A 22,025-nucleotide genomic window follows, 5' to 3' on the forward strand; every position below is an offset into this window, starting at 1 on the left:
GCGCCGCCCCCCCCCCCCCCCGCGGGCCGGGAGGCCGGGGGCTCGGGCGGAGGAACGCGGGGGATCAGGCCTCGGAGGACGCCTCGGCGGCGACGATCTCGCGGCCGCCGGAGCGCGGGCCACGCAGCACGGCCAGGTAGGCGACGCCGATGCCGATCAGCGCCCAGACCACCAGGACCACGATCGGCATGCCCAGGTTGGTGGAGCCGAAGTAGGCGATCGACTTGGTGGCACTGGTCCCGGCGCCGTTCGGGATCAGCGAGCCGATGGCCCGCCAGAACGGCGGCATCATCGGTGCCGGGTAGACGCCGCCGGCGCTCGGGTTGCCCAGCACCACGAAGATCAGCACCGCGACGCCGATGCCGATGACGTCGAACAGGCACTGCAGCGCCATGGTGAACGCGCCGACCGTGAACACCACCAGGGCGCCGATGCCGGTCAGGGCCAGGATCGAGCCGGGCAGCGCGTCCAGCACCGGTCCGGCGATGATCGTGCCGCCGAGGCCGGCGCCGACCGAGTACAGCGCCAGCACACCGAGGCGGATCAGCAGGCGGTGGACGTTGGCGGGCTTGGAGCCGGCGCTGATGCCGAGGATCGAGGCGACCAGGTAGCCGCCGACGCACCAGCCGATGACCAGGTAGAACGCGGAGAGGCCGTTGGTGTCGCCCTTGGCGAGCGGCACGACGTCCTCGACCTTGACGGTGCGGCCCTGGGCCTTGTCCAGCGCGGTGGTGATGGACTCGGCGGCCTTGGCGGCGGAGGTGCCGCGGGCGCCGCCGACCAGCAGGGTGTCCTCGGTGCCGGTCGGGTTCACGACCAGCGCGGCGTAGATCTTCTGGTCCTTGATCTGCTGGGTGGCCGTCTCGGCATCCGGGGCGGTGACGGCCTTGACGGCGTCGTCCGGCACGGATTCCAGCGCCTGGACCAGCTTGGGGGCGACCTGCGGCGGGGCGACCACCGCGATCGACAGCTCGTGCGGGGCCGGGTGGTGCAGCGCCCCGACGTACGAGGTGATGAAGCCGAGCTGCAGCAGCAGCACGCCGATCACGAGCAGTGCCGCACGCGGTGTGACCGCGCCCTTCAGTTCAGCGACGAAACCCTGCCCCGGGGCGGCCATCCACATCTCCTTGTGTATTGGGGGAAAACGGATACTTCATACCATGAACTAGTTAGCTTGTCGCACCCCACGCGCCGCCTTCCAGCCAGTGCGGCTGCGGGATACTGGCGCGGTGAGTGACGAGGAATCCCTGCTGGCGGTGGAGCGCGAGGTCGCGCTGATGTTCCGGCGGGGCCGGGCCCGAGTGGCGGAGCTCTCACGCCGGGTGCACCCCGAGCTGGAGGGGATGGCGTACAGCATGCTCGGCTACATCGAGCAGGCCGGGCGGGTGCGGGTGACGGACGTCGGCGTGCACTTCGCGGTCGGCAAGGCCACGGTGAGCCGGCAGATCCGGGCGCTGGAGGAGCTGGGCCTGGTGGCCCGGGAGACGGATCCGCTGGACCGCCGGGCCGCGCTGGTCTCGCTGACCGAGGACGGGCGGCGGCGCTACCTGGCGGCCCGGGACGTCCGGATGCGGCGGGTGCGGGAGCTGCTGGGCAGCTGGTCGCCGGAGGACGTGGACCGCTTCGCGGTGCTGCTGCACCGCTTCAACGACGTGATCGGGGAGCCGCCGGCGGAGTGACCGGGGGCCGGGGCCCGGGGCGGGGTCGGGGCCACGGTGGCTGGATCCAGGCCTGGGGGCGCGGCCTTTACTTGGGCTTGAAGAAAGTTGCCTTAGTCAACCATCGGGCCTATGGTTGCGTAAGGCAACAATTTTCCCTGCCTGCGCACCCCCGCCCCCCGCTCACTCCTCCCGCCGAAGGACCCAGATGACCGTCACAGCCGAGGCGACCGTCGGAGCCGCCGTCGACGATCAACCGATGACCCACCGGCAGGTGATGGAGGCGCTGTCCGGCCTGCTGCTCGGCCTCTTCGTGGCCGTGCTCTCCTCGACCGTCGTCTCCAACGCCCTGCCGCACATCCTCACCGACCTGCACGGCGGCCAGTCCGCCTACACCTGGGTGATCACCGCGGCCCTGCTGACCCTGACCGCCTCCACCCCGATCTGGGGCAAGCTCTCCGACCTCGTCAGCAAGAAGCTGCTGCTCCAGATAGCCCTGCTGATCTACATCGCCACCTCCGCCCTGGCCGGCCTCTCCCAGAACACCGCCGAGCTGATCGCCTGCCGCGCCCTCCAGGGCATCGGTGCCGGCGGTGTGGTCGCGCTGGGCCAGATCTGCCTGGCCGCGATGGTCCCGCCGCGCGAGCGCGGCCGTTACAGCGGCTACTTCGGCGCGGTCTTCGCGCTGGCCACCATCGGCGGACCGCTGATCGGCGGCGTCATCGTGGACACCTCGTGGCTGGGCTGGCGCTGGTGCTTCTACGTCGGCATCCCGTTCGCGCTGGCCGCGATCCTGGTGGTGCAGCGCACCCTCAAGCTGCCGGTGGTCAAGCGCAAGGCGAAGATCGACTACCTGGGCGCGCTGGTCATCACCGGCGCCGTCAGCCTGCTGATGATCTGGATCACGCTGGCCGGCACGAACTACGACTGGCTGTCCTGGCAGACCGCCGCGATGGTCGGCGGCGGCCTGCTGCTGGGCGCCCTCGCCGTGGTGATCGAGCGCCGCGCCGCCGAGCCGATCATCCCGCCGGACCTCTTCAAGTACCGCACCGTCACCCTGGCCGCGGTGGCCAGCGTGCTGGTCGGCGTCGGGATGTACGGCGCGACCACCTTCCTCAGCCAGTACTTCCAGCTGGCCCGCGCCAAGTCCCCGACCATGGCCGGCCTGATGACCCTGCCGATGATCCTCGGCCTGGCGCTCGCCTCCACCGTCGCCGGCCGGCTGATCACCAAGTACGGCAAGTGGAAGGCCTACCTGGTCGCCGGCACGGCGCTGCTCGCGATCGGCTTCGGCCTGCTCGCCACCGCCCGCGCCGACACCGACTACAAGCTGCTCTGCGTCTACATGGCGATCACCGGCATCGGCCTCGGCCTGACCAGCCAGAACCTGGTGCTCGCGGTGCAGAACACGGTGCCGCGCCACGAGCTCGGCGCGGCCAGCTCCGTGGTGACCTTCTTCCGCACCATGGGCGGCGCGATGGGCGTCTCCGCGCTCGGCGCGCTGATGAACAGCAAGGTGACCCACTACCTCGCGGAGAACCTGGCCGCCGCGCACATCCCGGCCGCGAGCGCGGCCGGCGGCGGGGGCATCCCGGACCTGCACAAGCTGCCCGCCCCGATCGTCCCGCTGGTGACGGACGCGTTCGGGCACGGCGTCGGCACCGTCTTCCTGTGGGCCGCGCCGTTCGCGGCGCTGGCCTTCGTCACGGTGCTGTTCATCCGGGAGACCGCGCTGAAGACCAGCCAGCAGGGCTGACTCCGGGCGGGGATGCGCGAACGGGCCGGGGAGTGTGGATCACACTCCCCGGCCCGTTCGGTTCGTCCCGCGCGCGGACGGCGGGAACCGTCGGCCACGCGCTACGGCGCGGCGATCAGGACCACGCGCTACGGCGCGGCGATCAGGACCAGGCCGTAGACGACGGCCGCGGCGCAGAGGCCGAAGCAGGCGTAGGCGCCGGCCAGGGCCAGCCGGCCGCCGCCCGGCTCCTGGGAGGCCTCGCCCTCGCGGGCGCTCAGCGCGGCCTCGCGGCGGGACAGGGCCAGGATGCCGAGTGCGAAGACGGAGACCACGGCGACGGTGATGCCGAAGCTGGCACCGGCGGTCTGGGCCAGGGCGTTCCACTTGATGTGCATGGCGGGTGCTCCTCAGCCTGCGGCGCTCAGGCCGCGACCGTGGTCGAGGCGGGGGTGGGGGCGTTCGCGGGGGCGGCGGTGGCGGGGACCTCCACCGGGGTGACGTCGTTGACGTCGTTGACGTTGTCCGCGCTGATCGGCTGGCGGCGGGAGATCAGCCACATCGCGCCGGAGCCGGCCACCAGCACGGCGCCCACCAGGACGATGCCCCAGGTGCCCTGGCGGACCAGCAGCGCGGCGCCGCCCGAGACCAGCGCGGCGGCCGGCAGGGTCAGCGCCCAGGTGTAGACCATGCGGCGCACCAGGCTCCAGCGCAGCTCGGCCTTCGGGCCGCCGAGGCCGGCGCCCATGATGCCGCCGGAGCAGACCTGGGTGGTGGAGAGGCCGAAGCCCATGTGCGAGGAGGTCAGGATGACGGTCGCGGCGGCCGACTCGGAGGCGAAGCCCTGCGGCGCCTTGATGTCGGCGAGGCCCTTGCCCATCGAGCGGATGATCCGCCAGCCGCCCATGTAGGTGCCGAGCGCGATCGCGGCGCCCGCGGAGATGATCACCCAGGTGGGCGGCAGCGCGCCGTGCGGCAGGGCGCCGACCGACACCAGGGTCAGGGTGATGATGCCCATCGTCTTCTGGGCGTCGTTGGTGCCGTGCGCGAGCGAGATCAGCGAGGACGAGAAGATCTGGCCGGTCTTGAAGCCCTTGGTGGCGGTGGTCTCGTTGCCCTTGCGGGTGATCGCGTAGGCCAGCTTGGTGGCGCCCCAGGAGGCCAGGCCGGCGACCAGCGGGGAGGCGATCGCCGGGATCAGGATCTTGGAGAGGACGGTGTCGAAGTTGACGCCGTTCATGCCGACACCGACGACGGTGGCGCCGATCAGGCCGCCGTACAGCGCGTGCGAGGAACTGGACGGCAGGCCGCGCAGCCAGGTCAGCAGGTTCCAGAGGATCGCGCCCGCCAGTGCGGCGAAGATGATCTCGGGGTGGATGCCGCTCTTCTCGTTGACGATGCCGCCGGAGATGGTGGTGGCGACCTTCACGGACAGGAACGCGCCCGCGAAGTTGAGGACGGCCGCGATGGTGACCGCGACCTTCGGCCGGAGGGCTCCCGTCGCGATGGAGGTGGCCATCGCATTGGCGGTGTCGTGGAACCCGTTGGTGAAGTCGAAGGCGAGCGCCGTGATGATCACAACGGCTACCAGGAACGAGATGTGTTCCATACCCAAACAATCGTCGTAGTTGTCGCACGGACGTTGGTGTCGTCGCGACCGTAGGTCTGTTTGGTAAACGGAAGGTGAACTGAGCCGGGAATCGTGGTTCCGCTGGTGTCCCGGTGGTGTCCGGAAGCTTTCGGAAGGGTGTCGGCGGTCGCGCTGAGCTGGACATTAGCGAAGTTCGCCCCGGTTCGCTCCGGTTTGCTGAGAGCTGTCTCACAGATCAACCCAGAATTAACCTCCCAGTCCGGATGCACCCTGTTTCCGGTGAGTAACCCGTGGGAGGATCTGCGGGATCCGGGGACGCCGGTGACAGGCTGGGGCGGGGAGGACCAACCCATGGGCGGGGCTGCACAGCGCACTGAAACGGCAGTCGTACGGCCCTGGCTGCGGGCGGCACTGCGCTGCGGAGCCGCCCTCGCGGCCGCCGCGCTCGCCCTCCCGCTCGCCGCGCAGGCCGCGTACGCCGCCCCCGACCCGGGCGCCTCGATCACCGCGGCCAGCCCGGGCGACGACCCGCTCGCCGCCGCCAAGGCCACCCTCGGCCCGCTGCTCGACCAGCTGCACGCGCTCTACCAGAGCGCCGAGACCGCCACCGAGCAGTACAACGGCGCCGTCGCCAAGGTCGCCGAGCAGCAGGCCGCGCTCACCGACCTCCAGGGCCGGATGGACCGCCAGCAGAAGCAGGTCGACGCCGGCACCGACATCGCCTCCCAGCTCGCCGCCGCCCAGTACCGCAACGGCGCCGCCTCCGCCTACGCCGAACTGCTGCTCTCCAAGGACCCGTACGAGGCCGTCACCATCGCGGAACTGCTCACCGCCGCCAGCCGCTCGCAGTCCGAGTTCCTGGACCGGCTGAAGACCGACCGCGAGGCCCTCGCAGGCCTGACGAAGCAGACCGAGGACGCGCTCAAGACCTCCCAGACGCTGGTCACCCAGCAGGACGCCGCCAAGGCCAAGGTCGCCACCGACCTCGCCTCCGTCGAGCAGCTGGTCTCCTCGCTCACCGGCGCCCAGCGCACCGAACTGGAGAAGCTGGAGAAGGCCAAGGCCGACGAGGCCCAGCTCCTCTTCCTCGCCTCCGGCGTCCTCGGCAAGGGCGAGCGCACCCCGTCGGCGGCCGGCCGCACCGCCATCGCCTTCGCGCTCGCCCAGCTCAACAAGCCGTACCTGTGGGGCGGCGCGGGGCCGGACTCCTACGACTGCTCGGGCCTCACCTCGCAGGCCTGGCTGCACGCCGGGCTGCCGATCCCGCGCACCAGCCAGGAGCAGTGGGCCCAGCTCCCGCACATCGCGCTGAACCAGCTCCGCCCCGGCGACCTGGTCATCTACTTCGAGGGCGCCACGCACGTCGCGATGTACATCGGCGGCGGGCTGGTCGTCCAGGCACCCCGGCCGGGCGCCGTCATCAAGGTGTCGCCGATCGGCTCGATGCCGATCCTCGGGGCGGTGCGGCCCGACCCGTCCGGCGCGGCGGACGAGGCCGGCGGCAGCTGGAAGGTGCCCGACCTGCCCGCCGGCTGGGACACCGTCACCCCGATCGCGCCCAGCCCGGCCAACCAGGTCCCGGCCGCCCCGGCCCCCGGCACGCCCGCCAACCCGCCGGCCACCCCGGGTACGCCGTCCACCACCCCGGGCACGCCCGCGGACACCGGCACCGGTACGCCGTCCGGCACCGGGAGCGGAACGCCCGCCGACCCGGGGACGCCGTCCGGCACCGGCACCACCGCCCCCGGCACGCCCACGCCGACCCCGACCGGGACGGGCACGCCCACCCCGACCGGGACGGGCACCCCGACGCCGACCGGCACGGGCCCGGCGACGCCCGCCCCGACCGGCACCGGCACCGGCACCCCGGGTTCCACCGGCACCGCGGCCTCCACCACCACCGGCTCGGCGAGCGCCGGAGCCCCGGGCAGCGCCACCGCGACACTGCCGCTCGGCGGCAACTAGGCCCTAGGCCCGGACAGGACCTGAGCCATGACGAAGGCCGCCCGGCGTCCACGGACACCGGGCGGCCTTCGCGTGCGTCACGCCGGGGCGCCGGTGTCCGGCTCGAAGCGGACGACCACGGCCTTGGAGGTCGGCGTGTTGCTGATGTCGGCGGTGGAGTCCAGCGGGACGAGCACGTTGGTCTCCGGGTAGTAGGCCGCCGCGCCGCCGCGGGCCACCGGGTAGTGGACCACCCGGAAGTGCGGGGCGCGCCGCTCGACGCCGTCCCGCCACTCGCTCACCAGGTCGACGAAGGCGCCCTCGGCCAGGCCCAGTTCGGCGGCGTCGGCCGGGTTGACCAGGACGACCCGGCGGCCGCCCTTGATGCCCCGGTAGCGGTCGTCCAGGCCGTAGATGGTGGTGTTGTACTGGTCGTGCGAGCGCAGCGTCTGCAACAGCAGGCGGCCCGGCGGGACCTCGGGGGCGGTGAGCGGGTTGACGGTGAAGTTGGCCTTCCCGGTCGCGGTGGGGAAGGTCCGGGAGTCGCGCGGGCCGTGCGGCAGGGTGAAGCCGCCGGGGCGGCGGACCTTCTCGTTGTAGTCCTCGAAGCCGGGGACGACCCGGGCGATCCGGTCCCGCAGGGTGTCGTAGTCGGCGGCGAAGTCCTCCCACGGCACGGTGTCCCCGGGGCCGAGGACGCTGCGGGCGAGCCGGCAGACGATCGCGGTCTCGGAGAGCAGGCCCGGGGCGGGCGGGCGCAGGCCGCCGCGCGAGGAGTGCACCTGGCCCATCGAGTCCTCGACGCTGACGAACTGGGCGCCGGCGCCGCTGACGTCCCGGTCGGTGCGGCCCAGGGTGGGCAGGATCAGTGCGCGGGCGCCGGTGACCACGTGCGAGCGGTTGAGCTTGGTGGAGACGTGCACGGTCAGCCGGCAGCGGCGCATCGCCGCCTCGGTGACGTCGGTGTCCGGGGTGGCCGCGACGAAGTTGCCGCCCATCGCGAAGAACACCCCGACCCGGCCGTCGCGCATCGCCCGGATGGTGTCCACCGAGTCGAGGCCGTGCGCGCGCGGCGGCTCGAAGCCGAACTCCTTGCCGAGCGCGTCCAGGAAGGCCGTCGAGGGCCGCTCGAAGATGCCCATCGTCCGGTCGCCCTGGACGTTGCTGTGCCCGCGCACCGGACAGACCCCGGCGCCCGGGCGGCCGACGTTGCCGCGCAGCAGCAGGAAGTTGACCACCTCGCGGATGGTCGGGACGGCGTGCTTGTGCTGGGTGAGGCCCATCGCCCAGCAGACGATGATCTTCCGGGAGCCCAGCACCAGCCGGCCGAGCTCCTCGATCTGCTCCCACGGCAGGCCGGTCGCGGCGAGCACCTCGGCGCGGTCGGTCGCGCCCGCCTGCGCCTCGAACTCCTCGAAGCCGTGGCAGTGTTCGGTGACGAAGGCGCGGTCGACGCCGTCCTGCTCCAGGATCATCCGGTTGAGCGCGCGGAACAGCGCCAGGTCCCCGCCGAGGCGGATCTGCAGGAACAGGTCGGTCAGCTTGGTGCCGTGGCCGACCAGGCCGCGCGCGTGCTGCGGGTTCTTGAAGCGCTCCAGGCCGGCCTCCGGCAGCGGGTTCACGCTCACGATGGTGGCGCCGGCCCGCTTGGCGCGCTCCAGCGCGGAGAGCATCCGGGGGTGGTTGGTGCCCGGGTTCTGGCCGGCCACGATGATCAGGTCGGCCTGGTAGAGGTCCTTGAGGCTGACGCTGCCCTTGCCGACGCCGAGCGTCTCGGTGAGCGCCGAACCGGACGACTCGTGGCACATGTTGGAGCAGTCCGGCAGGTTGTTGGTGCCCAGCCGGCGGGCGAACAGCTGGTACGCGAAGGCGGCCTCGTTGCTGGTCCGCCCGGAGGTGTAGAAGGCGGCGCCGTCCGGGGTGTCCAGGGCACGCAGCTCCTCGGCGATCAGTGCGAAGGCGTCGTCCCAGGAGACCGGCGTGTAGTGGGTGGCGCCCTCGTCGAGCAGCATCGGCTGGGTGAGGCGGCCCTGCTGGCCCAGCCAGTAGCCGGAGCGCTCGGCCAGTTCGGCGACCGGGTGGGCGGCGAAGAACTCGGCGCGGATCCGGCGCTCGGTGGCCTCCTCGGCGACGGCCTTGGCGCCGTTCTCGCAGAACTCCGCCGTGTGCGTCTTGCCCGGTTCCGGCCAGGCGCAGCCGGGGCAGTCGAAGCCGTCCGGCTGGTTGACCTTGCGCAGCGTGGCGAGGGTGCGTAGGGGGCCCATCTGCTCGGCGGCCATCCGCAGGCTGTGGCCGACCGCGGGCAGCCCGGCCGCCGCGTGCTGGGGCGCGGACACCTCGGGGGCGTCCTGCGCCGGGTCGCTCTGCGGGGCCTGCTTGGCCATGACCGCTTCTCCTCGGCTCTGCTCGTCCGGCGGCCGTGACACCGGGGTGACACCGGGCCCGCCGGGCCCGCCGCTTCGGCGCGGGGGCTGAGGGCCCATCCTTCCATCCGGGTACGGACGGGGGGAGGGGGGTCGAACGGGTCTTCGGGCCCCGAACCTGCGACCGGGCCGCTCCCGGGGCCCGCCGTCAGGCCCCCCTCGTCCGGCCGGAGGGCGGGCGCGGCGGTGGCGGGGTGCGCTGACCGCACGGCGGAGCAGGGGCGGCGACCGCCGACCGCGCGGCGAGGCGGGTGCCCTGGCGGCGGCGGGCGGGCGGGGGATCGACGACGGGCCCCGGGGCGGCGGCCGGGAGCGCGGCCAGCGCCCGCAGCAGCGCGCGGGCGGCGGCGTCGTTCTGACGGAATCCCGGGGAATCGGTGCGGGGCCGGGCGAAGGCGGCGGCGGCGCGCAGGCTGGTGTGCGGGCCGAGTGCGGTGCGCCGCGGGTGCGGGGCGCCGCCCAGGGCCGGGTCGAGCAGTCGGCTGTCGCCGGGGGCGATGGTGACCAGGCCGGAGCGGTGGGTGTACTCCTCGTCGGCGACCACCTCCTCCACGAGCCGCCCGGCGCGGTGCAGTTCGCGCAGCACCGGGTCGAGGGTGCGGGTCAGCTGGTGCTTGGGCAGGTACGCCTCGACCAGGGCGGTGGCGGCGATGCGGTGGCCCGGCACGGTGTCGCCGCCGGCCCGCCAGGTGCCGGTGGCCTCGTCCCGTTCGACCCGGACGCCCGCGCCCAGGAAGCGCACGATCCCGGCCTCGGAGAGGGCGAGCAGCTGGCGCAGCCGGAAGCCGGGCGGGCCGGAGGCGAGGTAGCTGAAGTAGCCGAAGAACCACCCGTCCACCTCTTCGGCGACCGAGCGGGCGGTGAGCCGGCCGGTCGCGAGGATGCGCGGGAGCTGGCCGAACAGCGAGAGCAGGGCGAGGAAGGCGCCGAGGTCGGCGCTGTGCGCGGGGTCGGCGCGGCGGTCGGCGTCGGCGGTGACGTAGGCGCGCAGGTGCTGCTGGAGTTCCTCGGCGGAGCCGAGTTCGAGGCCGGCCAGCGGGTGGTCGAGCCGTTCGAAGTCGATCCGGTCGGCCGGGTCGGGTACCGCCTCGGCGACCAGGGCGGCCAGGTCGGGGGAGTACCAGTCGTGCCGGTCGAACCGGGCCAGGAACTCCGGCCAGGGCAGCGCGGTGCGCTCGGGGTGGGCGTGGAACAGCTCGTGGTAGTGCCCGAAGGCGGTCTCCTTGGCCATCAACGGCCAGAAGTCGCGCCGGAGTTCGAGCGGCCCGTCGGCGGCGAGGACGGCGTCCACGGCGGCCGCGTCGAAGTACCGGGGGAGCGGGGCGGGCGGCCCCTGGAGTCGGTAGTCGGTCTTGGAGTGGTACGGGACGCCGCGCCGGGAGCCGAGGTGCAGCACCGGTTCGCGGCCGGACGGGCGGTAGCGCAGCCCGTCCCCGGTGGGCTCGAAGCGGCCGCCGCGCCCTTCGGTGAGCAGGGCGACCAGGTCGACGGAGGCCAGGCCGAGGCCGCGCAGCACGACGTGCTCGCCGGGGGCGATGCCGTCCAGGTCGGCGTCGGCGGAGTAGGCGGGCGGGAGGTGGAAGCGGCCGTGCCGGACGGCGAAGCCGGCGTCGGCGGCGTACCGGGGGTGCGGGGTGGAGTCGAGGTGGCCGAGGGTGAGGGCGACGTGGTCGGCGGTGAGCGTCCGGCCGGTGAGGTGGACGGTCTGCGGGCCGTCGGGCGGGCCGTCGATCCGCCGGACGGTGTCCCGGTGCACGGTGACCGTGACGTGCGGCGGCAGGTCGGCGACGGCGCGGCGGAACGCCCAGTCCAGGTAGGCGCTCTGGGCCCGGCGGGTGGGGAAGTCGGTGGGCGCGAGGGTGTCCAGTTCGGCCCGGACGGCCGGGTCGGCGACCTCCCGGTAGGGCGCGAACTCCCGCCGCCGGAGCGCCCATTGGGCCAGCGAGGGGCCCGGGCGGACCGGCCCGTCGATGGTCGAGCGCTCGTCGGTGAACATGGTGACGTCCTCGGCCATCGAGTTCATCCGCAGCAGCGGGGACTGCTCGTGGCGCCAGATCCGGCCCGCGCCGGGCGGGTGCGGGTCGACCAGGTGGACGTGCAACGGGCGTTCGGCGGGCAGGAGTTCGGCCGCGTTGGCGGCGATCCGTTCCAGCAGCCCGGTGCCCCGCGGGCCCGCGCCGACGATCACGAGGGTGTTCATGCCGCCACCTCGCGCAGCCGTCGCAGGGCGGCCCGGGTCCGCTGGAGCGGGGTGGGCGGCAGGCCGTCCCGGGTGGCGCCCTTGGCGTAGTGGCGCTCGACGTAGTACTGGCCGACGGACAGCAGGGTGGTGACCACCAGGTACCAGATGGTGGCGACCACCAGCATCGGGATGACCCGGTACGACTGCAGGTAGACCAGCTGCACCGAGTAGAGCAGGTCGGAGACGGCCAGCACGCTGACGATGCTGGTGCCCTTGAGTGCGCTGATCAGCATGTTCCCGGCGGTCGGCACGATCGAGCGCATCGCCTGCGGGACGACGATCCGGCGCAGCACCCGCCACCGGCCGAGGCCGAGCGCCGAGGCGGCCTCCAGCTGGCCGCGGTCGACGGACAGGATGCCGCCGCGGATCACCTCGGCGGCGTACGCGGTCTCCAGCAGGGTGAGGCCGATGACGGCGGTGAGGGTGGGGCCGATCAGGTTGACGGTCTTGACGGTGACGAACTCGGGGCCGAACGGGATGCCGAGGCCGAGGGTCGGGTAGAGCGCGCCGATGTTGAAGAAGAACAGCAGCTGCACCAGCGGCGGGGTGGAGCGGAAGATCCAGATGTAGCCCCAACTCAGGGTGCGCAGCACCGGGTTGCCGGACATCCGCATGACGGCGAGGCCGGTGCCGAGGACGAAGCCGAGGGCGAGGGTGACGGCGGTGAGCCAGAGGGTCAGGGTGAGGCCGTTGAGCACCGACCCGGCGGTGAACCAGTCGGCGACCACGTCCCACTGGAAAGCCTTGTTGCGCACCACGGAGTTGACGGCCATCGCGGTCAGCAGCAGCGCGATCCCGGCGCAGACCCACTGCCCGGGTCGGCGGCGGGCGACGATCCGGGCGCCGGGGTCGGGCGGTGGGCCGGGGAGGTCGGGGGCTGAGGTGGAGGCGGGGGTGGGCGTGGAGCGGGCGGGGAGGAGGTCCTGCGGGCTGGCCATGGCGGCGGCTCCTGGCGGAGGTGCGGGCGGGCGGGAGGTACGGGTGTGGTCACGTACGGCCGTCGCACCGGCCCGTGTCCCTCAACACGGCCGGCGCTGTGCACTGCACTCCGCCGTGATCGTACGCATGCGCGATCGACGGCTGTCAAGGGTGGTCCGGGCCCTGGCCGGGGCCCGGCGCGGACCGGTCGCAGGGCGACAGGAGATCGCAACAGAGCGGCAATGATGGATGGTTGACGGACCACTTGGCAGGCTGTTCAACTTGAGGCCATGTACGCCGAGCAGCCCCTGGTCACCCGCGACCACATCGACTTCGGTCGGGTGTGGTCCGCGGCGTGTCGCGGCTGACCCGGCAGCGGGCCGCCCGTCCGGCCCTCTGATCTCCCGCGGGGACCCCTCCCTCGGTCTGCCCCGCCGCGGGCCGGGACCAGCCGTCCGCAGCTGACGGCGTCCCAGGCGCACGCTGCCGTCCGACGACCGCGCACTGAACTCCGGCAGTACTCCCTCGTCCACGCCTGCCTCCCACCTCCTCCCGCCGCGCGAGCGCCGACCCCGCCGTCGGCGCGGCCGCCGCGCACCCGTGTTCACGGCCGCCCCGCCCCGGCCGGCTCCGGCCTGCCCACCCGCAGTCCACCGGACTCCGCTCACCCCGAAAGGTTCCGCCATGCCCGTCGAATTCCTCGGTATCGCCGCCACCGGCGACGGCTCGGAGACCACCCCCCGCTCCACCGCCGCCTTCGACCGCGACTACACCCTGCGGCTGGCCCGGGCCCACGAGGACCACGGCTGGGACCGGGTGCTCTTCGCGTACGGTGCCGGCTCCCCGGAACCCGCGGCCGCGGCGGCCTTCCTCGCCTCGCACCTGGACCGGCTGCAGATCCTGCTGGCGCACCGGCCGAACGTCTCCTACCCGACCTTCGCCGCCAAGACCTTCGCGACCCTGGACCAGATCAGCGACGGGCGGCTGACCGTCCACTTCATCACCGGCGGCAGCGACCACGAGCAGCAGCGCGAGGGCGACTTCCTGTCCAAGGACGAGCGCTACGAGCGCACCCGCGAGTACATCGGCATCGTCAAGAAGGCGTGGACCAGCCGGGAGCCCTTCGACCACGAGGGCGCCCACTACCGCTTCAACGACTTCGTCTCCGACGTCTTCCCCGTCCAGCAGCCGCGCCCCGGGGTCTCCTTCGGCGGCTCCTCGGACGCCGCCTACGCGGCCGGCGGCGCCGAGGCGGACGTCTACTGCCTGTGGGGCGAGCCGCTGGCCCGCACCGCCGAGCAGATCGAGCGGGTGAAGGAGGCGGCCCGGGCCGCCGGGCGCACCGACGTGCCGCGGATCCAGGTGGCGTTCCGGCCGATCATCGCGCCGACCGAGGAACTGGCCTGGGAGAAGGCGCACCGGACGGTGGCCGCGATCAAGGCCCGCCGGGAGTCCGGGGATCTCGTCCGCCGGGGCCGCCCGCTCGGCGCCACAGCGCCTGAAAACACTGGTTCCCAGCGGCTGATCGAGATCGCCGAGGCCGGCGAGCGCTACGACCGCGCGCTGTGGACCCCGACCGCCGCGGCCACCGGCGGGGCCGGCAACTCCAACGCCCTGGTCGGCACCCCGGAGACGGTCGCCGAGGCGCTGCTCGACTACTACGACCTCGGCGTGGACATCCTCTCCGCCCGCGGCTACCACCTGCTCGACGACGCGATCGACTTCGGCCGCCACGTCATCCCGATCGTCCGCGAGGAGGTCGCCAAGCGCGACGCCGCCAAGGCCGCGGCGGTGGCCGAGCGCGCCGAGCGGGACCGGCACCAGCTGATCGCGGTGCAGGCGTGAGCGCTCCGGACCGGGAGGCGGGCCCGGCGGCCGGGTTCCGCCGGGTCACCATCGACGACCCGCTGGTCGAGCCGCTGCTGCGCGAGCTCACCCACGAGTACGTCAGCCGCTACGGCCCCGAGGCGCGCCAGGAGATGACCCGCTACCCCCGGGACGCCTTCGCCGAGCCGCACGGCGTCCTGCTGCTCCTGCTGGAGGACGGCGAGCCCGTCGCCGGCGGCGCGTACAAGCGGTACGACGAGCGCACCGCCGAGCTGAAGCGGATGTGGACGCACTCCGCGCACCGCCGCCGCGGCCTGGCCCGCCGGGTGCTGGCCGAGCTGGAGCGGACGGCGGCCGCCGCCGGCTACGCCCGGATCTACCTCACCACCGGTCCGCGCCAGCCCGAGGCCAGGGGCCTCTACCTGGCGTCCGGCTACACCCCGCTGTTCGACGTCGCCGCCGACCCCCTGACGATCGGCCCGCTCCCGTTCGAGAAGCACCTGCCGGTGCTGGCTCCGACCCCCTGAAAGGCCCCCCGTGAGAAGCACCACCGTCCGCCGCCGCCTGCTCGCGGCCACCGCCCTGCTGCCGGTGCTGGCGCTGGCCGCGTGCGGCTCGGACCCGAAGATCGCGGGCCCGGCGGGGGCGAGCGGGCCCGCCGCCACCGCCGTCTCCCAGGACGTCGTCTCCGGCCTCGCGAAGTCGGACGCCGCCGCCGCGCTGCTGCCCGAGGAGGTCCGCAAGGCCGGCACGCTGACCTTCGGCGCGTCCTTCGGCTCGCCGCCCACCGCCTTCTACGCCGACCAGGCCACCAAGAAGCCGGCCGGGATCGACGTGGACTTCACCGATGCGGTGGCCAGGCTGCTCGGGCTGACCGTGCAGCGCCAGGAGGCCGCCTTCGAGACCATCCTGCCCGCCCTGGACAGCGGCAAGTTCGACGTCGGCACCGGCAACTTCGGGGTCACCACGGCCCGGTTGAAGACCATCGACTTCGTCACCTACATCGACGACGGCCAGGGCTTCGCGGTCCGCAAGGACAACCAGGCCGTCCAGCCGGTCACCGACCTGCTCCAGCTCTGCGGGCTGACCATCGGCACCGGCGCCGGCACCACCTTCGAGACCACGCTGAACGCGAAGCGCACCGCCTGCACCGACGCCGGGAAGAAGCCGTACGAGGTCAGGGCGTTCAGCGACCCCGGGGCCGTGCTCACCGGCCTCCAGCAGGGCCGGGTCGACGTCCTGATGTCCACCATCAACGGCCTGCGCTACCAGGCCGCGCAGGAGGCCTCCGGGACGCGCTTCCTCGGCGAGTTCCACCGGCTGGACGTCGGCTTCGCGTTCAAGAAGGGCTCGAAGCTCACCCCGGCCTTCCAGGCGGCGGTCAACCAGCTGATCAAGGACGGGACGTACGAGCGGATCCTCAGGAAGTGGGGGGTCGCCGAATCGGCGATCAAGGAGTCCCTGATCAGCCCGCCCGAACACCAGTGATCCCCGGGTCTGCCGAAGGAGCCTCCCGATGACCGCCAGCACCACCGCGACGTCCCAAGCCCAAGCCCAAGCCCAGGCCCAGGCCCAGGCCCCGACCCCGGCTCGGGCCGAGCGGGCACCGGCGACCGGACCCGATCCCGGTCCGGGCTCCGGCCCCCGCCTGGACCTCGACGAACTGGCCGCTCTGCGGGCCGTCCCCGCCCGGCACCCCTGGCGCTGGGGGATCGGGGTCGCCGCCCTCGTCGTGCTCGCCCAGTTCGCCCACGGCCTGGCCACCAACCCCGGCTGGGACTGGGCCACCTTCCGGCTCTACTTCACCGCCGACACGATCGTCCAGGCGGTCGGCCGCACCCTCGAACTCACCGTCTACGGCACCGGGCTGGGCTTCCTGCTGGGCGCCGTGGTGGCCGCGATGCGGTTGTCCCGCAGCGCGATCCTCCAGTCCATCGCCTGGGCGTACGTGTGGGTGTTCCGCTCGATCCCGCTGATCGTCCAGCTGGTGTTCTGGTTCAACCTGTCGTACCTCTACAAGCGGTTCGGGATCGGCATCCCGTTCGGCCCGACCTTCGGGGACTTCGAGACGGTCGGCGTGCTGAGCGCGCTCGGCGCCGCCGTGCTCGGCCTAGGGCTGCACCAGGCCGCGTTCGCCGCCGAGATCATCCGCGGCGGCGTCATCGCGGTGGACTCCGGCCAGCGGGAGGCCGCCACCGCGCTCGGCATCCCGCGCTGGCGCCAGAGCTGGCGGATCGTGCTGCCGCAGGCGATGCGCGGCATCCTGCCGGCCGCCGCCAACGAGGTGATCTCGCTGCTCAAGGGCACCTCGGTGGTCTACGTGATGGCCATCGGCGAGCTCTTCTACCAGGCCCAGGTGGTCTACGGCCGGACCGGCCGGGTGGTGCCGCTGCTGATGGTCGCCACCGTCTGGTACGTGCTGCTGACCACGGTGCTGTCCATCGGCCAGTACTACGTCGAGCGCTACTTCGCCCGCGGCGCGCAGCGCACCCCGCCGCCCACCCCGCTCCAGCGCGCCCGGGCCTTCGTCCGGAGCCTGCCCGCCCGCACGCCGACCACCCGCACGCCGACCACCCGCGCAGCGACCGCCCGCACCACCGGAGGACGTCGATGACCACGCTCACCAGGACCGAACCGGCGGCCGCACCGATGGTGCAGGTCCGCGGCCTGCACAAGAGCTTCGGGCCACTGGAGGTGCTGCGCGGCCTCGATCTGGACGTCCCGGCCGGCTCGGTCACCGTGGTGCTCGGCCCGTCCGGCTCCGGCAAGTCCACGCTGCTGCGCGCGATCAACCACCTGGAGAAGCTCGACGGCGGCTACGTCGCCATCGACGGCGAGCTGATCGGCTACCGGCGCTCCGGCGACCGGCTGTACGAGCTCAAGGAGCGCGAGGTGCTGCGCCAGCGCACCCACATCGGCTTCGTGTTCCAGAACTTCAACCTGTTCCCGCACCTCACCGTGCTGGAGAACCTGGTCGAGGCGCCGATCGCCGCGCTGCGCCGCCCCAGGGCCGAGGCCAGGGCGACGGCGTTGGCGCTGCTGGAGCGGGTCGGGCTGGCGGACAAGGCCGCCGCGTACCCCCGGCAGCTCTCCGGCGGCCAGCAGCAGCGGGTGGCGATCGCCCGGGCGCTGGCCCTGGAGCCGAAGGTGCTGCTGTTCGACGAGCCCACCTCGGCGCTCGACCCGGAGCTGGTCGGCGAGGTGCTGGACGTCATCAAGGACCTCGCCCGGACCGGCACCACCATGATCGTGGTCACCCACGAGATCGGCTTCGCCCGCGAGGTCGCCGACACCGTCGTCTTCATGGACGGCGGCGTGGTGGTCGAGCAGGGCCCGCCGGCCGAAGTCCTGGACCGCCCCCGGCACGAACGCACCCGGGCCTTCCTCGCCAAGGTGCTCTGAGCCGAGGTGCTCTGAGCCGAGGTGCCCTGAACCGAGGGCCTCCAGCCCTTCCCGCCGCACCGAAACCCCCTTCACCGAGCAGGAGTTCCGCCATGCCCCTACCCCGCCGCGCCCTCGTGACCGCCGCCGGCGCGCTCGCCGCCGCCCTCGCCCTGACCGCCTGCGGCGGCGCGTCCTCGGGGGCCACGGCGGAACTCGCCCCGGCCAAGGGCAGCACCGCGCCGAACGGCGCCGTGGTGAACCTGACGGCCGACCAGAACCGGGTGACCACGGCCAAGGTCGACGCGATCGCGGCGCTCGTCCCGGAGGAGATCAGGAGGAGAGGGACCCTGGCCGTCGTCGACTCCCTCGGCACCACCCCGCCGCTGGACTTCTACGCCAACGACGACAGGACCATCATCGGCGTCGAGCCGGACATCGCCACCCTGGTCGGCAACGTGCTCGGCCTCAAGGTCGAGTTCAACCCGGTCTCCTGGGAGAACATCTTCGTCGGCCTGGACAGCGGCAAGTACGACGTCGGCCTCTCCAACATCACCGTCACCGAGGCGCGCAAGGAGAAGTACGACTTCGCCACCTACCGGCTGGACGTCCTCGGCTTCGAGGCCAGGAAGGGCAGCGGCCTCAAGGTCACCGGCGCCAAGGACCTGGCGGGCAGGTCGGTGGGCGTCTCCTCCGGCACCAACCAGGAGAAGCTGCTGATCTCCTGGAGCGAGGAGAACACCAGGAACGGCCTCAAGCCGATCGACATCAAGTACTTCCAGGGCGCCGAGTTCTACCTGGCGCTCTCCTCCGGCCGGATCGACGCCTACGTCGGCCCCAATCCCAACCTGGCCTTCCACGTCGCGCAGACCGGCGAGACCGAGATCGTCGGCACCTACTCGGGCGGCGGCGCGGACGTCCTCGGCAAGATCGCCGCGACCACCCGCAAGGGCAGCGGGCTGGTCCAGGCGCTCAACGGGGCGCTGAACGAGGTGATCAGGAACGGCAGTTACGGTCAGGTGCTCAAGCGCTGGGGCCTGGACAACGAGGCGGTGCCGACCTCCGAGGTCAACCCGCCCGGGCTGCCCAAGCCGTAGGGCCCGTCCGTTCACCCGTTCGCCGCCCCCCGCCGCTATGGTGACCCCTCCGATCCGACGGCGAACACCGCCCGGACACGGCGGACTTGGGGGAGGACATGCAGCAGGGGGAGGTGCTCGACGGCCGGTACCGGCTGGACGAGTGGCTGGGCAGGGGCGGCTTCGGGGTGGTCTGGAAGGCGACCGACCAGCGGCTCGACCGCGAGGTCGCGGTCAAGCTGCTGCTGGCGGAGCACGCCGCCGACCGGGAGGCCGTCGGGCGGTTCGTCCGCGAGGCCCGTACGGCCGGCGGCCTCTCCAATCCGCACATCGTGACCGTGTACGACTACGGCCTGGTCGCGACCGCCACCGGGGGGACCCACTACCTGGTGCTGGAACTGGTCCGCGGCCGGGCCCTGTCCGACATCCTCAAGGACGGTGTCCCGGACCAGGAGGCCGCGCTGAAGTGGATGCGCCAGGTCTGCAAGGCGCTGGACGCCGCGCACCGCTCGGGCGTCGTCCACCGCGACATCAAGCCCGAGAACGTGATGGTCGACGCGGGCGGCAAGGCCAAGGTGCTGGACTTCGGCATCGCCCGGCTGCTCACCCAGTCCGCGGTGCTCACCTCCACCGGCAGCGTGGTCGGCACCGTCCCGTACCTGGCGCCCGAGTGCTGGTCCGGCGCCGCCGTGGACGGCCGGGCCGACCTCTACGCGCTCGGCGTCATGCTGTACGAACTCTGCACCGGGCGGCGCCCGTTCCGCGCCTCCTCGGCCGCCGAGTACATGTACAAGCACCTGGAGGAGACCCCGCCCCGGGTGCGCAGCACCGATCCGGCGCTGGCCGACCTGGTCGCCGGGCTGCTCGCCAAACGGCCCGCGGACCGGCCGGCCACCGCCGCCGAGGTGCTGGAACGGCTGCGCCGGATCCGGCCCGGGGTGCTCCGCCCGGACGACCCCAGCCCGGAGCAGCTGCGCCGCCGGGCCGACCAGGCCTGGCTACGCGGCGCGCAGGGCGCCCCCGGGGAGGCCGTCGAGATGCTCACCGCGCTCATCCCCGACCTCGCCCGGATCTGCGGCCCGGCCGACCCGCGCACCCTGCGCACCTGCCACGACCTGGCCCTGTGGCTGGCCCAGGACGGCAGCCCGGGCGCCGCCGTCGCGCTGCTGCGCGAGTTGGCCGCGGAGCCGGCCGCCGAACCGGACGTCCGGGCCGACGCGCTGCGCGACCTCGACCGCTGGCACCGGGAGGCCGCCCGGAGCGGGCCGGGCCGGCCGCGGGCGCTGAGCCTGGCCGGCCTGCTCGGCGGCGGTCCGCAGGGCGGCTGAGGGCCCTCGGCGCCGTACGGGCGGGAGGCTGTCAACCGTGCGGGCCGCTGATTCGGCGTCTGCGGCGACTGCGGGAATTGAGAGGAATCCGCCCACCGGGACGGTCTGGTTCACGGCCGGTGGCGTTGATATACCTCGTTGCCAGAGTCGGGTGCGGTGTCTTCGGCCGCCCCGGTGAGCTGCGACGAAAAGGCTGGTGACGGATCGATGAAGCTCCTCCGCGTCGGACCCCCGGGCGCCGAGCGCCCGGTCGTGCTGGGCCAGGACGGCATCGGGTACGACCTCTCCGGGCGTGCCCGGGACATTGACGGGGCCTTCCTGGCCGGGCTGGACACCGCCGCCCTGGCGCGGGACGTGGCCGCCGGGGCGCTGCCCCGGGTGGACCTCGCCGGGCAGCGGGTGGGCGCGCCGGTCGCGCGCCCGGGCAAGGTGGTCGGCATCGGGCTCAACTACCGCGACCACGCCGCCGAGGCCGGGGTCGCGCCCCCGGACGAGCCGGTGATCTTCCTCAAGCCGAGCTGCACCGTGGTCGGCCCGTACGACGAGGTGCTGGTGCCGCGTGGCGGCGAGAAGACCGACTACGAGGCCGAGCTGGCCGTCGTGATCGGCCGCACCGCCCGCTACCTGGCCGGGCACGAGGAGGCCGCGGCGGTGATCGCCGGCTACACGATCGCCAACGACGTCACCGAACGGGCCTTCCAGTTCGAGCGCGGCGGCCAGTGGGACAAGGGCAAGTCGGCGGAGACCTTCACCCCGCTGGGGCCCTGGCTGGTCACCGCGGACGAGGTGGCCGACCCGCAGCAGCTGCCGCTGCGGCTGTGGGTCAACGGCGGGCTGCGGCAGGACGGCAACACCGGCAAGATGATCTTCCCGGTGCTCGAACTGGTCCGTTACGTCAGCCAGTTCATGGTCCTGGAGCCGGGCGACGTGATCGTCACCGGCACCCCGGCCGGCGTCACCCTGGGCCACCCCGGCACGCCGTTCCTGGCCCCGGGCGACATCGTCGAGATCGAGATCGAGGGCCTCGGCCGCCAGCGGCAGGTCCTCGGCAAGGCGCAGGGCGTGCCTGACACTCCCTGACAACCCCGCCGGCGCGGCACCGGCCGCCCCGACCCCGGGCCCGGGGGTCGGGTCACCGGGCCGCCAGCACCTCGCGCAGCCGCTCGGCCCGCGACGCCTGCGGCCCCTCCAGCGCGAGCAGCACGGCCAGCACCTGCGCGGTCTGCGGGTCGTGCAGCGCGGTCGCCGCCGCCATCGCCGTGAACTGGTCCACCAGCCAGTCGCGCAGCTCGTCCACCGGCAGCGTGCGCCCCTCGTCCAGCCAGGTCAGCGACGCGCCCTCGACCACCGCGATCCACGAGCGCACCAGCAGTGTCAGCCGGGGCCCGGCCTCCCGCACGCCGAGGTGCCGCAGGGTCCGCTTGAGCGCCGCCCGCCGGACGTCGTCGACGATCGCCGAGGTGCGGGCCGTCTCCACCACCGAACCGCCGCGCAGCAACGCCGAGTAGCCGGCGTCGTGCTCGGCCACGAAGGCGAAGTAGCCGTCCAGGACGGCTGCCAGCTGCTCGGACGGGGTCCCGGCCAGCGGGACGGTGAAGCGGCTGGTCAGCTCGTCGGCAGCGCTGCGCAGCGCGGCCTCGTACAACTGCTGCTTGCCGCCCGCGAAGTAGCGGTAGACCAGCGGGCGGGAGGCCCCGGCGGCCTCGGCGACGTCGTCCAGGCCCACCTCCTCGGGCGGCCGGGCGGCGAACAGTTCCAGGGCGACCGCGATCAGCTGTTCGCGGCGCTGCTGCACCGGCAGCCGCCGGTAGCCGGTGCGGCGCGGGCGGGGGCCGGGTGCGGCCGGGGCGGGCACCTGGTCGGTTGCCGTGGCGGGGCGGGCTTCCATGGCGGTCAGCGTAA

General features: G+C 73.3%; 18 protein-coding genes. 11 read left to right on the top strand and 7 right to left on the bottom strand.

Annotation, left to right across the window (positions count from 1 at the left end):
- Window positions 1-64: 64 nt before the first annotated feature.
- On the bottom strand, window positions 65-1,117 hold the full coding sequence (locus ACFV6I_RS10520) for an ABC transporter permease (protein WP_063347837.1): 1,053 nt from the start codon (window positions 1,115-1,117) through the stop codon (window positions 65-67).
- A gap of 112 nt (window positions 1,118-1,229) precedes the next feature.
- Between ACFV6I_RS10520 and ACFV6I_RS10525 the strand changes: the two genes are divergently transcribed.
- Window positions 1,230-1,679: a MarR family winged helix-turn-helix transcriptional regulator gene (locus ACFV6I_RS10525; RefSeq protein WP_371517154.1), complete on the top strand. Its 450-nt coding sequence runs from the start codon at window positions 1,230-1,232 to the stop codon at window positions 1,677-1,679.
- A gap of 187 nt (window positions 1,680-1,866) precedes the next feature.
- Window positions 1,867-3,414, top strand: a complete 1,548-nt coding sequence (locus tag ACFV6I_RS10530; RefSeq protein WP_063347836.1) for an MDR family MFS transporter — start codon at window positions 1,867-1,869, stop codon at window positions 3,412-3,414.
- Window positions 3,415-3,542: 128 nt separating this feature from the next.
- On the opposite strand, the gene ACFV6I_RS10535 is transcribed toward ACFV6I_RS10530, so the two are convergent.
- Window positions 3,543-3,791, bottom strand: a complete 249-nt coding sequence (locus tag ACFV6I_RS10535; RefSeq protein ID WP_380336807.1) for a hypothetical protein — start codon at window positions 3,789-3,791, stop codon at window positions 3,543-3,545.
- A 26-nt stretch (window positions 3,792-3,817) separates the two neighbouring features.
- The gene (locus ACFV6I_RS10540; protein WP_063347834.1) at window positions 3,818-5,002 is read right to left on the bottom strand and encodes an inorganic phosphate transporter; all 1,185 of its coding nucleotides are present in this window, start codon (window positions 5,000-5,002) and stop codon (window positions 3,818-3,820) included.
- Between the two features lie 333 nt (window positions 5,003-5,335).
- Between ACFV6I_RS10540 and ACFV6I_RS10545 the strand changes: the two genes are divergently transcribed.
- A complete protein-coding gene (locus tag ACFV6I_RS10545; RefSeq protein ID WP_380424398.1) occupies window positions 5,336-6,949 on the top strand; it encodes an NlpC/P60 family protein in 1,614 nt (537 codons plus the stop codon).
- A gap of 77 nt (window positions 6,950-7,026) precedes the next feature.
- On the opposite strand, the gene ACFV6I_RS10550 is transcribed toward ACFV6I_RS10545, so the two are convergent.
- The 3 genes from ACFV6I_RS10550 to ACFV6I_RS10560 form a co-directional block, all read right to left on the bottom strand.
- Complete coding sequence (locus tag ACFV6I_RS10550; RefSeq protein ID WP_380336801.1) at window positions 7,027-9,312, bottom strand: FdhF/YdeP family oxidoreductase; 2,286 nt, start codon at window positions 9,310-9,312, stop codon at window positions 7,027-7,029.
- A gap of 187 nt (window positions 9,313-9,499) precedes the next feature.
- A complete protein-coding gene (locus ACFV6I_RS10555) occupies window positions 9,500-11,551 on the bottom strand; it encodes an FAD/NAD(P)-binding protein (protein WP_380424400.1) in 2,052 nt (683 codons plus the stop codon).
- On the bottom strand, window positions 11,548-12,531 hold the full coding sequence (locus ACFV6I_RS10560; RefSeq protein ID WP_380424402.1) for an amino acid ABC transporter permease: 984 nt from the start codon (window positions 12,529-12,531) through the stop codon (window positions 11,548-11,550). Before ACFV6I_RS10560 ends, ACFV6I_RS10555 begins: the two co-directional genes overlap by 4 nt.
- A gap of 664 nt (window positions 12,532-13,195) precedes the next feature.
- Between ACFV6I_RS10560 and ACFV6I_RS10565 the strand changes: the two genes are divergently transcribed.
- The 8 genes from ACFV6I_RS10565 to ACFV6I_RS10600 all read left to right on the top strand — a co-directional run bounded on the left by ACFV6I_RS10565 (window position 13,196) and on the right by ACFV6I_RS10600 (window position 21,203).
- Complete coding sequence (locus tag ACFV6I_RS10565) at window positions 13,196-14,356, top strand: LLM class flavin-dependent oxidoreductase (protein WP_063347829.1); 1,161 nt, start codon at window positions 13,196-13,198, stop codon at window positions 14,354-14,356.
- On the top strand, window positions 14,353-14,865 hold the full coding sequence (locus ACFV6I_RS10570) for a GNAT family N-acetyltransferase (protein WP_063347828.1): 513 nt from the start codon (window positions 14,353-14,355) through the stop codon (window positions 14,863-14,865). Before ACFV6I_RS10565 ends, ACFV6I_RS10570 begins: the two co-directional genes overlap by 4 nt.
- A gap of 10 nt (window positions 14,866-14,875) precedes the next feature.
- Entirely contained in the window at window positions 14,876-15,826 is a 951-nt protein-coding gene (locus ACFV6I_RS10575) for an ABC transporter substrate-binding protein (protein ID WP_380424405.1), read from the top strand.
- 28 nt (window positions 15,827-15,854) lie between these two features.
- On the top strand, window positions 15,855-16,952 hold the full coding sequence (locus ACFV6I_RS10580) for an amino acid ABC transporter permease (RefSeq protein ID WP_380424407.1): 1,098 nt from the start codon (window positions 15,855-15,857) through the stop codon (window positions 16,950-16,952).
- Window positions 16,949-17,740, top strand: coding sequence for an amino acid ABC transporter ATP-binding protein (locus ACFV6I_RS10585; protein ID WP_380424409.1), 792 nt, complete (start codon window positions 16,949-16,951; stop codon window positions 17,738-17,740). Before ACFV6I_RS10580 ends, ACFV6I_RS10585 begins: the two co-directional genes overlap by 4 nt.
- A gap of 92 nt (window positions 17,741-17,832) precedes the next feature.
- Window positions 17,833-18,816 (top strand): ABC transporter substrate-binding protein, encoded by a 984-nt coding sequence (locus ACFV6I_RS10590; protein WP_380424411.1) that lies wholly within the window; start codon window positions 17,833-17,835, stop codon window positions 18,814-18,816.
- A 98-nt stretch (window positions 18,817-18,914) separates the two neighbouring features.
- Window positions 18,915-20,123: a serine/threonine-protein kinase gene (locus tag ACFV6I_RS10595; protein ID WP_363371862.1), complete on the top strand. Its 1,209-nt coding sequence runs from the start codon at window positions 18,915-18,917 to the stop codon at window positions 20,121-20,123.
- Between the two features lie 207 nt (window positions 20,124-20,330).
- Window positions 20,331-21,203 carry a fumarylacetoacetate hydrolase family protein gene (locus tag ACFV6I_RS10600; protein ID WP_380424413.1) on the top strand — a complete coding sequence of 291 codons (873 nt, stop codon included), beginning with the start codon at window positions 20,331-20,333 and terminating at the stop codon, window positions 21,201-21,203.
- A gap of 52 nt (window positions 21,204-21,255) precedes the next feature.
- On the opposite strand, the gene ACFV6I_RS10605 is transcribed toward ACFV6I_RS10600, so the two are convergent.
- Window positions 21,256-22,011: a TetR/AcrR family transcriptional regulator gene (locus ACFV6I_RS10605; RefSeq protein ID WP_079135626.1), complete on the bottom strand. Its 756-nt coding sequence runs from the start codon at window positions 22,009-22,011 to the stop codon at window positions 21,256-21,258.
- Window positions 22,012-22,025: the final 14 nt, after the last annotated feature.

This window comes from Kitasatospora sp. NPDC059803 (assembly GCF_042732255.1).
In the GTDB taxonomy this organism is placed as follows: domain Bacteria; phylum Actinomycetota; class Actinomycetes; order Streptomycetales; family Streptomycetaceae; genus Kitasatospora.

What these genes read in the sequence shown, in the direction of transcription:
- ACFV6I_RS10580 (WP_380424407.1), top strand. Translation starts at nt 15,855, where the DNA reads ATGACCGCCAGCACCACCGCGACGTCCCAAGCCCAAGCCCAAGCCCAG.
- ACFV6I_RS10540 (WP_063347834.1), bottom strand. Translation starts at nt 5,002, where the DNA reads ATGGAACACATCTCGTTCCTGGTAGCCGTTGTGATCATCACGGCGCTC.
- ACFV6I_RS10605 (WP_079135626.1), bottom strand. Translation starts at nt 22,011, where the DNA reads ATGGAAGCCCGCCCCGCCACGGCAACCGACCAGGTGCCCGCCCCGGCC.
- ACFV6I_RS10585 (WP_380424409.1), top strand. Translation starts at nt 16,949, where the DNA reads ATGACCACGCTCACCAGGACCGAACCGGCGGCCGCACCGATGGTGCAG.
- ACFV6I_RS10595 (WP_363371862.1), top strand. Translation starts at nt 18,915, where the DNA reads ATGCAGCAGGGGGAGGTGCTCGACGGCCGGTACCGGCTGGACGAGTGG.
- ACFV6I_RS10550 (WP_380336801.1), bottom strand. Translation starts at nt 9,312, where the DNA reads ATGGCCAAGCAGGCCCCGCAGAGCGACCCGGCGCAGGACGCCCCCGAG.
- ACFV6I_RS10560 (WP_380424402.1), bottom strand. Translation starts at nt 12,531, where the DNA reads ATGGCCAGCCCGCAGGACCTCCTCCCCGCCCGCTCCACGCCCACCCCC.
- ACFV6I_RS10520 (WP_063347837.1), bottom strand. Translation starts at nt 1,117, where the DNA reads ATGGCCGCCCCGGGGCAGGGTTTCGTCGCTGAACTGAAGGGCGCGGTC.
- ACFV6I_RS10535 (WP_380336807.1), bottom strand. Translation starts at nt 3,791, where the DNA reads ATGCACATCAAGTGGAACGCCCTGGCCCAGACCGCCGGTGCCAGCTTC.
- ACFV6I_RS10600 (WP_380424413.1), top strand. Translation starts at nt 20,331, where the DNA reads ATGAAGCTCCTCCGCGTCGGACCCCCGGGCGCCGAGCGCCCGGTCGTG.
- ACFV6I_RS10555 (WP_380424400.1), bottom strand. Translation starts at nt 11,551, where the DNA reads ATGAACACCCTCGTGATCGTCGGCGCGGGCCCGCGGGGCACCGGGCTG.
- ACFV6I_RS10530 (WP_063347836.1), top strand. Translation starts at nt 1,867, where the DNA reads ATGACCGTCACAGCCGAGGCGACCGTCGGAGCCGCCGTCGACGATCAA.
- ACFV6I_RS10590 (WP_380424411.1), top strand. Translation starts at nt 17,833, where the DNA reads ATGCCCCTACCCCGCCGCGCCCTCGTGACCGCCGCCGGCGCGCTCGCC.
- ACFV6I_RS10545 (WP_380424398.1), top strand. Translation starts at nt 5,336, where the DNA reads ATGGGCGGGGCTGCACAGCGCACTGAAACGGCAGTCGTACGGCCCTGG.
- ACFV6I_RS10565 (WP_063347829.1), top strand. Translation starts at nt 13,196, where the DNA reads ATGCCCGTCGAATTCCTCGGTATCGCCGCCACCGGCGACGGCTCGGAG.